Source organism: Rheinheimera sp. 4Y26 (genome assembly GCF_025245835.1).
GTDB lineage: Bacteria > Pseudomonadota > Gammaproteobacteria > Enterobacterales > Alteromonadaceae > Pararheinheimera.
The window spans coordinates 81,994-94,403 of record NZ_JAOBWS010000005.1; the positions used below are offsets into that span (position 1 = coordinate 81,994).

General features: G+C 49.2%; 11 protein-coding genes. All 11 read left to right on the plus strand.

Translation table 11 applies throughout. The features are described 5' to 3' along the window. The first annotated feature begins 4 nt into the window (after positions 1-4). The 11 genes from N3Z11_RS08390 to N3Z11_RS08440 all read left to right on the plus strand — a co-directional run bounded on the left by N3Z11_RS08390 (position 5) and on the right by N3Z11_RS08440 (position 12,321). Positions 5-1,270 (plus strand): DUF2066 domain-containing protein, encoded by a 1,266-nt coding sequence (locus N3Z11_RS08390; protein WP_260656718.1) that lies wholly within the window; start codon positions 5-7, stop codon positions 1,268-1,270. Next, positions 1,270-1,977, plus strand: coding sequence for a DnaA inactivator Hda (gene hda / locus N3Z11_RS08395; protein WP_260656719.1), 708 nt, complete (start codon positions 1,270-1,272; stop codon positions 1,975-1,977). The genes N3Z11_RS08390 and hda overlap by 1 nt, the downstream gene beginning before the upstream one ends. Positions 1,978-2,181: 204 nt before the next feature. Next, positions 2,182-3,162, plus strand: a complete 981-nt coding sequence (gene pheS, locus N3Z11_RS08400; RefSeq protein WP_260656720.1) for a phenylalanine--tRNA ligase subunit alpha — start codon at positions 2,182-2,184, stop codon at positions 3,160-3,162. Positions 3,163-3,177: 15 nt separating this feature from the next. Continuing rightward, positions 3,178-5,565 carry a phenylalanine--tRNA ligase subunit beta gene (pheT, locus tag N3Z11_RS08405; protein ID WP_260656721.1) on the plus strand — a complete coding sequence of 796 codons (2,388 nt, stop codon included), beginning with the start codon at positions 3,178-3,180 and terminating at the stop codon, positions 5,563-5,565. A gap of 2 nt (positions 5,566-5,567) precedes the next feature. Then, on the plus strand, positions 5,568-5,864 hold the full coding sequence (gene ihfA / locus N3Z11_RS08410; protein WP_068063602.1) for an integration host factor subunit alpha: 297 nt from the start codon (positions 5,568-5,570) through the stop codon (positions 5,862-5,864). A 362-nt stretch (positions 5,865-6,226) separates the two neighbouring features. Further along, positions 6,227-7,168, plus strand: a complete 942-nt coding sequence (locus N3Z11_RS08415; RefSeq protein ID WP_260656722.1) for a YbgA family protein — start codon at positions 6,227-6,229, stop codon at positions 7,166-7,168. A gap of 4 nt (positions 7,169-7,172) precedes the next feature. Then, positions 7,173-8,603 (plus strand): deoxyribodipyrimidine photo-lyase, encoded by a 1,431-nt coding sequence (gene phrB, locus N3Z11_RS08420; RefSeq protein ID WP_260656723.1) that lies wholly within the window; start codon positions 7,173-7,175, stop codon positions 8,601-8,603. Next, positions 8,596-9,066: a nuclear transport factor 2 family protein gene (locus N3Z11_RS08425; protein WP_260656724.1), complete on the plus strand. Its 471-nt coding sequence runs from the start codon at positions 8,596-8,598 to the stop codon at positions 9,064-9,066. The genes phrB and N3Z11_RS08425 overlap by 8 nt, the downstream gene beginning before the upstream one ends. 11 nt (positions 9,067-9,077) lie before the next feature. Next, positions 9,078-10,331: an NAD(P)/FAD-dependent oxidoreductase gene (locus N3Z11_RS08430; protein WP_260656725.1), complete on the plus strand. Its 1,254-nt coding sequence runs from the start codon at positions 9,078-9,080 to the stop codon at positions 10,329-10,331. Then, the gene (locus N3Z11_RS08435; protein WP_260656726.1) at positions 10,331-11,080 is read left to right on the plus strand and encodes a DUF1365 domain-containing protein; all 750 of its coding nucleotides are present in this window, start codon (positions 10,331-10,333) and stop codon (positions 11,078-11,080) included. The genes N3Z11_RS08430 and N3Z11_RS08435 overlap by 1 nt, the downstream gene beginning before the upstream one ends. Next, the gene (locus N3Z11_RS08440) at positions 11,077-12,321 is read left to right on the plus strand and encodes an SAM-dependent methyltransferase (protein WP_260656727.1); all 1,245 of its coding nucleotides are present in this window, start codon (positions 11,077-11,079) and stop codon (positions 12,319-12,321) included. The genes N3Z11_RS08435 and N3Z11_RS08440 overlap by 4 nt, the downstream gene beginning before the upstream one ends. Positions 12,322-12,410: the final 89 nt, after the last annotated feature.

Below are 12,410 nucleotides of genomic sequence, written 5' to 3' on the forward strand. Positions count from 1 at the left end.
AACCATGCGCTTTTTGCCTGCAGTTGTTTTGACTTTTATGATGTTGTTTCGCGGCGCGCCTCTGGCTGCAGCTGAATTAACGGATTTATATCAGGCCGAAGTGGACGCAAATCAAAGCCAGCAAGCCTGGCAGCAGGCGGCTTTTGCTGCAGTGCTACTGAAGCTGACCGGTAACGACGCTATTATGGCCAATGCTCAGGTACAGGCTGAGTTGAAACAGGCCGGCAACTATATCAAGCAGTATCAGATGGTGCAGCGTGAGGGCCGTCATCTGTTTGTGGTGAGTCTGGATCAGCAAAAAATCACCAGTTTATTGGCACAGCAACAAGTGCCAGTTTGGGGCAGTCGCCGTCCGGATGTGTTGTTATGGCTGAGCGAAAAAACGCTGTCAGAGCCTAAGTTTGTGCTGGAGCATCAACATCCGCTGCGTACAGCCCTGGCCGAGCAGGAGAAAAAGTACGGTTTAAGTTTTATTTATCCTTTTTATGATGTGGACGATTTGGCGCTGGTGAATGAAAGCAGCGTCTGGGCCGGTGACTGGACGTCACTTGGCAGTGCCTCGTTAAGATACAATGCCGAGCGTGTGCAAAACCTGCTGATTGAACAATTACAGGATGCCTCAGGCCAGTTGCAATACCGGCTGACCCGCCAGCAACAACAAAATGGCGAGATGGTGTTGCAGGAGTTTACTGCCGCTACCATGCCTGAACTGATGGCGCAATTTGCTAAAACCCTGGCGGGGGAGTTGTCGGCACAATATGCCATTAATTTACATCAGACCAGCAGCGCAGGCGGCGAAGCCGGACTGCAACTGACCATTTCCGGCGTGCAAAGCCTGACCGATCTGGTGCAGCTGCAGAAGATTTTTAGCTCTATGCTCACAGTACGCCAGCATCAGCTGGTGAGTTTTAGCCAGCAACAAGCGGTAATTGCGCTGCAACTGACTGCCACTGTGGATGATTTTTACCGGGCGCTGGCACTGGAAAAACAATTGCAGCCAGAACAGCCAGCAGATTTAAGTGCAACAAGCACAGCGCCTGCAGCGACGGATATTGCAGCGACAACGCCATCTGTTGCAGAGGTTACAGCGACAGAATCATCAGACAACGCAGACTCCGCCATCAGCGCTGCTGAGCTTGCGATGGAGCAAGCGCTGCAACAGGATGGTGCTGCCGCAGAGTTGCCAACAGATACAACCCTGGCGCTGCAAAATAACAGCGGCACTACATTGGCGCCCAAAAGCAGCCATTACCGTTATATCAAACCCTGATGCAGCCAACTCAATTTACCCTGGCGGTCACGCTGCCGGACGATGAAACATTGCAGAGTTTTTATGGTGCTGACAGCAGTCCGGCGGTGCAGTTTATTCGCCAGTATCTGAAGCCTCAGTCAGCAGCTTTGCCAGTGTATTTGTTCGGGGCCAGCGGCAGTGGTAAATCACATTTGTTATATGCAGCTTGCGTGCAGGCGCAGGAATTAGGCCTGACCAGTCAGCTGTTAGTACTGGATGATTTTCGCCAGTACAGCCCGCGTCTGTTTGATGGTTTAGAACAGCTGGATTTAGTCTGTCTTGATAATATTCAGGCCATTGCCGGGGACAGTCACTGGCAGGTTGCCTTGTTTGATTTATATAACCGTATGGTGGAGCAAGGCAAAAAACTGATTATTGTGGCCGATGAAGCGCCGACACAATTGGGCATCAGCTTGCCGGATCTGGTGTCGCGGCTGCAAGCCTGTACCAGTTTTCAGCTTAGGTTATTAAGCGACGACGATAAACAAAAGTTACTGCAACAAAAAGCCCGGCTGCGCGGCATAGAATTGCCGGATGAAGTGGCGCGTTATTTGTTTAACCGCCAGCAACGTGATTTACGTGCTTTGGTGGATATCCTCGATAAACTCGACAAAGCCTCGATGGTGCATCAGCGCAAACTGACCATTCCTTTTGTTAAAGATGTGCTGGCGGAATCGTCAGATTAATTTATTGTTGTCCTGCTGAGTCTGCACCTTGTCATCAACTTTGCCGGGCATTTTTTGTAGCCACCTGGCAAAAGCACGCCAAAGCTTCTGAAAAAGTCATTTCCCAAGAAAAAACCTCAGCAGAAACAGCCATTCTGCGCACTTTCTGGTGTATTATTGCCGGTTTAATCAAGTCACCATAATCAGGCTGGTCTGAGGATAACGATGAACCTAACTGCCATATTAGAAAACGCCTTAGCTGCCGTTGCTGCAGCGGCCGATGTACAAGCACTGGAAGATGTGCGTGTTGAATTTTTCGGTAAAAAAGGCAGCATTACTGAACTGTTAAAGTCGCTTGGCGCGATGGACGCTGAAACCCGCAAAGTGGCCGGTCAGCAAATTAACGATGTAAAACAACAGGTGCAGGATGCATTAAACGCCCGTCGTGATGCCATGCAACAAGCCGTGCTGGCGCAAAAGCTGGCGTCCGAGCAGATTGATATTTCTCTGCCCGGCCGCACGCTGGAAGCCGGCGGTTTACATCCGGTCACCCGCACTATCCGCCGTATTGAAAGCTTTTTTGGTGAACTTGGTTTTGAAGTCAAACATGGCCCGGAAATCGAAGATGATTTCCACAACTTTGATGCCCTGAACATTCCTGAGCATCATCCGGCCCGTGCTGATCACGACACTTTTTATTTTAACCCTAAGCTGATGCTACGCACCCAAACCTCTGGCGTGCAAATCCGCACTATGGAAACCCAACAACCGCCACTGCGGATTATTTCGCCGGGCCGGGTGTACCGTAATGACTACGATCAAACCCACACCCCGATGTTCCATCAGGTGGAAGGTTTGATGGTGGATAAAAACGTCAGCTTCACTGAACTTAAAGGTATTTTGCACGATTTTCTGAAAAACTATTTTGAAGAAGACTTGCAAATCCGTTTCCGCCCTTCGTTTTTCCCTTTTACCGAACCTTCAGCAGAAGTGGACGTGATGGGCAAAAACGGCAAATGGCTGGAAGTATTAGGTTGTGGCATGGTGCACCCGAACGTACTGCGCTCAGTGGGTATTGACCCTGAAGTGTACAGCGGTTTTGCATTTGGTATGGGCGTCGAGCGCTTAACCATGCTGCGTTACGGTGTGACAGATTTAAGATCATTTTTCGAGAACGACCTGCGTTTCTTGAAGCAATTTAAATAAGCGGGGAGTTTATTGATGAAATTCAGCGAATCCTGGTTACGTGAGTGGGTAAACCCACAATTATCCACATTGGAACTGTCTGAACAAATTTCGATGGCCGGTCTGGAAGTGGACGGCATCGACGCCATTGCTGGTGAGTTCAGCGGTGTGGTGGTGGGCCATGTGGTGGAATGTGGCCGCCATCCGGAAGCCGACAAATTACAAGTGACCAAAATAGACATTGGCACTGGCGAGTTACTGGACATCGTTTGTGGTGCTGCCAACTGCCGTCAGGGTTTAAAAGTGGCCGTTGCTACTGTTGGCGCTGTACTGCCGGGCGATTTTAAAATTAAAGCGGCCAAACTGCGCGGTCAGCCGTCCAATGGCATGCTCTGTTCTTTATCTGAGCTGGGTATGGCCGAAAGTTCTGATGGCATTATTGAATTGCCACAAGATGCACCACTCGGCGTCAATATCCGTGACTATTTAAAACTCGATGACAACGCCATTGAAGTGGATTTAACGCCAAACCGGGCTGACTGTTTAGGTTTAATGGGTCTGGCGCGTGAAGTAGGGGTGTTAAATCAACTGGACGTAAAAGTGCCGGTAATAAACCCTGTTGCCGCCACTATCAATGACAAACTGACGATTGAATTAGCAGCACCAAAAGCCTGTCCGCGTTATTTGGGTCGGGTCATTAAAAACATTAACCCGGCAGCCAGCACGCCGCTGTGGATGGTGGAAAAACTGCGTCGTAGTGGTATCCGCTCTATTGATCCTGTGGTTGATGTCACCAACTTTGTACTGCTCGAACTGGGTCATCCGATGCACGCCTTTGATTTAAGCAAAATTGAAGGTGGCATTGTGGTACGTCTGGCGAAACCTGAAGAAAAGCTGGTGCTGTTGGACGAAAGCGAAGTCACGCTGACGCCAGGCGCTTTAGTAATAGCCGACGAGAAAAAAGCACTGGCCATGGCCGGTATTTTTGGCGGCCTGCACAGTGGTGTGACCAATGCCAGCACCGATATTTTCCTGGAAAGTGCGTTTTTCTCTCCGGTGGAAATGGCGGGTAAAGCGCGTCAATACGGTTTACACACCGACGCCTCTCATCGCTACGAGCGTGGTGTTGACCCAGAGCTGCAACACAAAGCGATGGAGCGGGCAACCCAGTTACTGCTGGAGATTGTGGGGGGGGAAGCCGGCCCTGTGGTGGAAGCTAAGTCGGATGAACATTTACCAAAACCTGCCCATATCAGCCTGAGCCGGCAAAAGCTGGACCGTATTCTGGGTATTTCAATTGCCACTGAAACAGTGACAGAAATATTCCAGCGCCTGGGTTTTGCCGTGACTGCGGATAACAACAGCTGGCAGGTCACAGTGCCAACTTATCGTTTTGATATTCGTATTGGCGAAGATCTGATTGAAGAAGTGGCGCGGGTTTATGGTTACAACAACATCCCGAACGTGGCGCCCCAAGCCAGCTTAAAAATGCGCGACCATAAAGAAGCCGACATTTCAGTGCATAGCTTAAAAGATGTGCTGGTGGTGCGCGGTTATCAGGAAGCCATTACTTACAGTTTTGTTGACCCTAAAGTGCAACAGGCGTTATTCCCGGGTGTGGAAGCTTTAGTGCTGCCAAATCCAATTTCTGCCGATATGTCGGCGATGCGGTTAAATTTGTGGCCAGGCCTGTTACAGGCGGTGCAATACAATCAAAACCGTCAGCAAAACCGTATCCGTTTGTTCGAATTTGGTCTGAAGTTTGTACCTGATGCTGAAGCAGAAGGTGGCGTACGTCAGGTGCCGGTAATTGGTGGTGTGATTGTGGGTAGTTTTGGCAATGAACACTGGAGCATTGCCGAGCGTGCCGTTGATTTTTACGACATCAAAGGTGACGTTGAATCCTTAATTGCGATGACCTCAGCGAGCAGCGAATTCAACTTTGAAAAGGGCGAGCACAGTGCCTTACATCCGGGTCAGACTGCAGCTATCAGCCGCAATGGCCGTCAGGTGGGTCTGGTGGGTGCATTACACCCGGAAGCAGAGCGCAAACTCGGCATCAAAGGCAAAGCTTTCCTGTTTGAACTCGAACTTGAAGCTTTTGGCCCGAAACACATTGTTTTAGCTCAGGAAGTGTCAAAATATCCGGCAAACCGCCGCGATTTGGCAATAGTTGTAAAATCTGATGTGCGTTTTTCAGATATCCTTGCTACTATTAGAAAAGTTGGCGGAAATCAACTAGTTGACCTAAAGTTGTTTGATGTGTACACAGGGCAGGGCGTTGCTGAGGGCATGAAGTCTCTGGCAATTGCGCTGACGATGCAGGACAAGGCGCGGACGCTGGAAGATAAAGACATCCAACAGGTAGTTTCTTCAGTGGTGCAAGCGCTTGGTGATGAGTTCAACGCAACGTTGAGGGATTGAGAATGGCGCTTACCAAAGCCGATTTAGCAGAACGTTTATTTACCAAATTTGGCATCAGCAAACGCGACGCCAAAATGATAGTCGAAGCTTTTTTTGAAGAGATCCGAGTGGCTTTGGAAGCGGGCGACCAGGTGAAGCTGTCGGGCTTTGGTAATTTTGACCTGCGGGTTAAAAATCAGCGCCCGGGCCGTAACCCGAAAACCGGTGAAGATATTCCAATTTCCGCCCGTTGTGTGGTGACATTCCGCCCAGGCCAGAAACTCAAAAGCCGGGTTGAAGTAGGCACCGCCAAAAAATAAATTTCAGCCGATGCGCTGCAGCAGCTTGTTGCAGTGCTCTGCTGGCGCTGATGCCAATAGCCATGTCAGGCTGATTGCGTAAAGCAAAAAGGAGCAAACCTCAGGGAATGCTCCTTTTTTATTGGCTTATCGATTGACTTCCACAGCAGCTTATCTGCGAAAGCCAGACTCAGGCACGTTAACTTTGGTTTTACCCTGAGTTTTATTCAGACGTTTTATCTCAGTCTCAATGCAGCCAGATTCAGCATGTTTTTCTGCAATTCTCAGCTTCAGTATTTTTCAATAAATTTAATCAATCATTGATCCAAATTGCTGGTTAGACTGTAAAGCATTGTATCCGCGACAGTAATTAAAGAATCATTATGACTATTCAGATTGGCATCAGCGCCTGTGTACTGGGTGAAAAAGTGCGTTATGACGGCGGTCATAAAAATTCGCCATTTTGCTCCGATGTACTGGCCAACTTCGTATCTTATGTACCGGTATGTCCTGAGCTGGCGATAGGTCTTGGCTCACCAAGGCCAGCCATCCGCCTGATGCAAAAAGCGGATGGTGAAGTCCGCCTGGTGAACAATAAAGACAGCAGCATTGATTTTACTGAAAAAATGCACGCCTTCAGCGACGCTAAACTACCGTCTTTGCAGCAGCTGTCTGGTTATATTGTCTGTGCTAAGTCCCCCAGCTGTGGTATGGAGAGGGTGCGGTTGGTGAATGAAAAAGGTGAGTTACAGGGCAAAATTGCCACCGGATTATTTACCCGTCGTTTGATGCAGGCTTACCCCTGGTTGCCGGTGGAAGAAGATGGCAGGTTGCTGGACGTTGAGCTTAGAGAAAACTTTATCACCCGGGTTTATGCCATTCATGCCTGGCAACAGCAGATGCAGGATGGTTTTAGCATTGGTAAGCTGGTGAGTTTTCACAGCCAGTTTAAATTTTTGATCATGGCCCATCACCCGGGGGCTTACCGTGAGCTGGGCCGGTTGGTGGCCAATGCCAAACTATTCAGCCCGGATGAGCTGGCAAATCGTTATTTACTGGATTTTAGCCGGGCGCTGAAACAACAGGCTACGCGCAAACAACAAGCCAATGTACTAATGCACCTGCAGGGCTTTTTCAAACAGATGCTGTCAGCCGATGCCAAACAGGAATTGTTGCAGCTTATTCACCAGTACCGGCTGGGGCATGCACCTTTGCTGGCGCCACTGACTTTATTAAAACACCATCTGCGTCAGCATCCGCAGCCTTATCTGGCCGCGCAAAGATACCTGCAGCCGTTCCCGGCTGAGCTGGGTTTAAGAGCGTAACGTTATGTCTGGCTTTTCAATTTTATGGTTACGTAACGATTTACGTTGTTATGACAACGCCGCGCTGCACAGTGCTGTTGAGCTGGGACTACCGGTGCTTGCCGTTTTTATTGCCACGCCAAAAAGCTGGCAGCAACATCAGATGGCGCCGATCAAGCAGGATCTGATCCGACGCCGGGTAGAGGCGATGCAACAAGAGCTTGCCGCCTGTGGAGTGACTTTATGGGCGATTGAAGGCTCAGATTATCAGCACTGTGCCGGGCAGCTGGCCACTCTTGCCCGGCTTGGTGCTGTGGCTTTGTTTGCGCAAGCAGAATATGAACTGCGTGAACAGCAAAGAGATGCAGCTGTCAGTTCCAAACTGGCACAAATGGGGATCCCTTGTCATTTTGTTGATAGCCAGTGTTGTTTTGCGCCAGGCACAGTGCTGAGTAAAACTGCTGAAGTTTATAAAGTATTTACGCCTTTTAAGAAAACCTGGCTGCAAAAACTGCAGGCTGCGCCCGTGGTCTGTTTACCAAAACCCAAACACCTTGCCGCGCTGGCGCTGACTTTACCTTCCCCCCTTGCGCCTATGCTGCCTGGTGATAACAGCTCTGCTGCTTATCCGGTGCAGGAGCGGCAGGTGCTCGACATGCTCCGCAGTTTTTGTACTGAGCGGGTACAGGATTACCAGAAGCTTCGCGACTTTCCGGCTAAACCAGGCACTTCGGGTTTATCGCCTTATCTTGCTATTGGTGTGCTGTCGCCACGCCAGGCGGTCGCCAGATTGTTGCTGGAGCAAGGCGACAGCTGTTATCAGGAGGGCTCAGGTGCGGCTGTGTGGCTCAGTGAGTTGATTTGGCGCGAGTTTTATAAACATATTCTGGTCGCTTATCCAAAATTGATTAAACACCAGCCATTTCAGCAAGATACCGCAGCTATTGTTTGGGGCAACAATAAAAAATGGTTTCAGGCCTGGTGTGAGGGCCGCACTGGTTACCCTATTGTCGATGCGGCCATGCGCCAGTTGAATCAAACCGGCTGGATGCATAACAGGCTCAGGATGATAGTGGCCAGTTTTCTGGTAAAAGATTTACAAATCGACTGGCGCTGGGGCGAAGCTTATTTTATGTCCAGGCTGATTGATGGTGATTTTGCCGCTAATAATGGCGGCTGGCAGTGGGCCGCTTCCACCGGCACCGATGCTGCGCCTTATTTCCGTATTTTTAATCCGGTGACTCAAAGCGAAAAGTTTGATCCTAATGGCGATTTTATCCGTTGTTTTGTCCCTGAGCTGGCAAAGTGCAACAACAAAGAGGTGCACTGGCCTCATCCGTTGCCGAAGTCGGTCAATTACGTGAAACCTCTGGTGGACCATGCCAAAGCCAGGCTCAGAACCCTTGAGATCTTTAATGCGGTGAAAAAACCGGCAGGAGTGCTAAGCAGTGATTGATTTTGCCGAACATAACGCACAAAGCACGCAAACTTCGTTGCGTTTGCAGCAATTTGTCGATTTTTATAATGCGTTATCAGCCAATAATCTGAACCATTTAAGCCATTTGTATCATCAGGATGTAGTTTTTGTTGATCCTGTGCATCAGATTAAAGGGCTGCAGGGGCTGCGGAATTATTTTGAGCATGCTTATGAAAGGCTCAACAGCTGTCATTTTACGCCTGTGCAGCAAGCAGGCACGGTTGAGCATGGTTTTATCAGCTGGCGTATGAGTTTAAGTCATCCGGCTATCAATAAAGGCGAGCTGTTTGAAGTAGAAGGTTGCTCTCAGCTGCGCTGGCATCAGGATGGTCGCATTATTTACCATCGTGATTATTACGATTTAACCGACATGGTGTACCGGCATATTCCGCTGCTTGGCTGGCTGACAGCGAAAGTGAAACAAAAAATGGCGCAAGACTAAGGAACGAATTGATGCAAATTGCAGTAATAGGCGGCGGTATCGCCGGCATGATGAGTTGGTATTTATTAAAACCTGAGCATCAGGTGACCTTGTTTGAAGCCAATGATTACCTGGGCGGTCACACTGCCACTGTGGATGTGTGTGTTGGCGGAAGAGATTACGCGATAGACACTGGTTTTATCGTATTTAATAACTGGACTTACCCGCTATTTAACCGTTTCCTGGCAGCGCTGAAAGTACCGTTTCAGCCAACAGAAATGAGCTTTTCAGTAAAAAAACCAGCAGCAAATCTGGAATACAACGGCAATACCTTCTGGAGTTTATTTGCGCAAAAACGCAATCTGCTGCGCCCGTCGTTCTGGCGGATGCTCAGACATATTGTGCGTTTTAATAACACCTCCAAGCAGCTGCTGGCGGAAGATAGTCCGGATCTCGATTTAAAAATGGATGACTTTTTGCACAAATATGGTTTTGGTAAAGAGCTGAGGGATCATTATCTGTTACCGATGGGCGCAGCCATCTGGTCTTCAGGTCTGACCGAAATGCCGGAGTTTCCGCTCAGGTTTTTCCTGCAGTTCTTTAAAAACCATGGGCTACTGAATATCACAGACAGGCCACAGTGGGCGGTCATTAAAGGTGGTTCGCGCCGTTATGTCCAGGCCATGTTGCAGCAGCAAGGCTCGGACGGCATCAGGTTAAATAGCCCGGTGCGTGAAGTTCGTCGTTTTGAAGACAAAGTGGCTATTACGCTGGCAACGGGTGAAACCGAATATTTTGATCAGGTGATTTTTGCCTGTCACAGTGACCAGGCGTTAAAGCTGCTGGCAGATGCCAGCCTGGCTGAGCAGCAGGTACTGGGTGGCATTGCTTATCAGGACAATACTGTAGTGCTGCATACCGACAGCAGTATTTTGCCAAAACGCCGTGCCGCCTGGGCGTCTTGGAATTATCTGCTGGATGACAGTTCAAAGCAAAAAGCGACACTCAGCTACAATATGAATATATTGCAAGGCATTGAAAGTGAACATACTTTTGTTGTTTCACTGAATGCAGGCGATAAAATCGACGCAAAAAAAATACTGAGAACTTTCAGTTACGCCCATCCGGTGTATAACCATTTTACGATGCTGTCGCAGCAGCGCCGCCATGAAATCAATGGCCAGAACCGCAGTTATTTTTGTGGTGCTTATTGGTATAACGGTTTTCATGAAGATGGTGTGCGAAGTGCTGTCGATGTCGCTGCGATGCTCGGAGTGAAATTCTGATGCAGTCAGGGCACGCCTGGTATCAGGGCCGGGTTGGACATCAGCGTTATATGCCAAAATCACATGGTTTTGGCTATAACGTCAGCTATTTATGGCTTGATTTACAACAACTTGGCACATTGGCGGAGTTTGGGCGCTATTTAGGGCTGGAAAAGTTTGCGGCCTGGAGTTTCAGGCGCAGTGATTACCTGAAAGGTGCTGAGGATTTGGCGCAGGCGGTGAAGGACAAGGTGAAAGTGCTGGGCGGCGATAAAGAAGTGCAGCAGGTATTTTTGTTAAGTCCGCTGGCGAACTTTGGTGTTTTTTTTAGTCCTTTGACTTTGTATTACTGCTATGCTGATTCTAAGCCATTGTATTTACTTGCAGAAGTAAGTAATACCCCCTGGAACGAACGGCATTATTACCTGATCCCGTTAAATGATTCAGGTGATACCGAGTTTTGTCATGATAAAAACTTTCATGTGTCGCCCTTTAATCCGCTCGATATGCAGTACCAGTGGAAAATTGCCGCGCCTGATGTGGCCTGTCAGCTCGGTATCAGTAACTGGCGCCGCGGCGAGCGGGTGTTCAGTGCCTGGCTGGATTTGACCCGGCATGAGCTTAACCGCCGCAGTCTGCAACAGCAGCTGATCCGCACGCCATGGCAGAACGTACAAGTAGTGTTTCGAATATATTGGCATGCACTGAAGCTACTCGCAAAACGACTACCAGTGTATGACCACCCGCAGCCTAAGGAACCTTTGTTATGACATTATCAATTGCCGGATCCTCGGTACTGGCCAATCTGGGTATGCTGGATAAAATCTGCCGTAATCTGATGCTGAGTTATCTGGCCAGTCTGCAGCAGGGTTGTATTGAACTGGTTGAAGGCCACGACAAACAATTGCTGGGTGACCCTCATGCTGATTTACGCGTCACGCTCACTGTGGTTGATCCTGCTTTTTATCAAAAGCTGGTGCTGGGCGGCTCAGTAGGCGCAGGGGAATCTTATATTGAAGGGCACTGGCGCACCGATAATCTGACGGCGCTGGTGCAGATTTTTGCCCGCAATATGGCGTTGCTGGATAAGCTGGAGTCGGGCTGGGCCCGGCTCAGCAAACCGGCGCTGAAGTTATTAAACTGGCGTAACCGCAACTCAGTTGCGCAGTCAAAAAAGAATATTTCTGCCCATTATGATTTGGGTAACAGCATGTATCAGCTGTTTCTCGATAACAGCATGATGTATTCAAGCGCTGTGTACCCATCCCCTGAAGCCAGTCTGGCTGAAGCGCAGCAACACAAACTGAAGCTGATTTGCGACAAGTTACAGCTCAAAGCCTCGGATCATCTGATAGAAATTGGCACCGGCTGGGGCAGTCTGGCTATTTTTGCTGCCCGCAATTATGGCTGTAGGGTCACCACCACCACTATTTCACGTGAGCAGTTTGACTACGCCAAAAAACAAATTGAAGCGGCCGGTCTGTCTGAACAAATCACCTTGTTGTTTCAGGATTACCGTGAACTGAGTGGTCAGTACGACAAGCTGGTGTCGGTAGAAATGATTGAAGCCGTGGGCCACGAATACCTGGACGGTTATTTTGCCAAGTGTTCGTCTTTACTCAAACCAGAAGGTCTGATGGTACTGCAGGCCATTACCATTGCCGATCAGCGGTATGAGTTTTATCGTCGTGAAGTCGACTTTATTAAAAAGTTTGTGTTCCCGGGCGGATGTTTACCTTCGATGCTGCGGATGACTCAGGCCGCAGCTCAACATACCGATCTGGTGATCCGCCATGTGCAGGATATTGGTCTGGACTACGCCCGCACTTTAGCCGACTGGTGTAATAACTTTATGGCAGCCCGGGATGCAGTGCATCAGCTGGGCTATGACGACCGTTTTGTCAGGCTCTGGCACTTTTACCTGTGTTATTGTGAAGGTGGCTTTTTAGAGCGCGCCACCAGTGCAGTGCATCTGGTGTTGACCAAGCCGGGGCATCGTCAGCCGGTTTAAAACAGCTGATTTACCACTGGCGCTGAACTATGTTATAACTTTCTCAAGCTAAACAATTAGTTCGGTCCGGTGGGACCGTTACAGGTGGT

Excerpts from the sequence above, each read along its gene's own strand:
- N3Z11_RS08390 (WP_260656718.1), top strand. The coding sequence starts at position 5 with ATGCGCTTTTTGCCTGCAGTTGTTTTGACTTTTATGATGTTGTTTCGC.
- hda (WP_260656719.1), top strand. The coding sequence starts at position 1,270 with ATGCAGCCAACTCAATTTACCCTGGCGGTCACGCTGCCGGACGATGAA.
- pheS (WP_260656720.1), top strand. The coding sequence starts at position 2,182 with ATGAACCTAACTGCCATATTAGAAAACGCCTTAGCTGCCGTTGCTGCA.
- pheT (WP_260656721.1), top strand. The coding sequence starts at position 3,178 with ATGAAATTCAGCGAATCCTGGTTACGTGAGTGGGTAAACCCACAATTA.
- ihfA (WP_068063602.1), top strand. The coding sequence starts at position 5,568 with ATGGCGCTTACCAAAGCCGATTTAGCAGAACGTTTATTTACCAAATTT.
- N3Z11_RS08415 (WP_260656722.1), top strand. The coding sequence starts at position 6,227 with ATGACTATTCAGATTGGCATCAGCGCCTGTGTACTGGGTGAAAAAGTG.
- phrB (WP_260656723.1), top strand. The coding sequence starts at position 7,173 with ATGTCTGGCTTTTCAATTTTATGGTTACGTAACGATTTACGTTGTTAT.
- N3Z11_RS08430 (WP_260656725.1), top strand. The coding sequence starts at position 9,078 with ATGCAAATTGCAGTAATAGGCGGCGGTATCGCCGGCATGATGAGTTGG.
- N3Z11_RS08435 (WP_260656726.1), top strand. The coding sequence starts at position 10,331 with ATGCAGTCAGGGCACGCCTGGTATCAGGGCCGGGTTGGACATCAGCGT.
- N3Z11_RS08440 (WP_260656727.1), top strand. The coding sequence starts at position 11,077 with ATGACATTATCAATTGCCGGATCCTCGGTACTGGCCAATCTGGGTATG.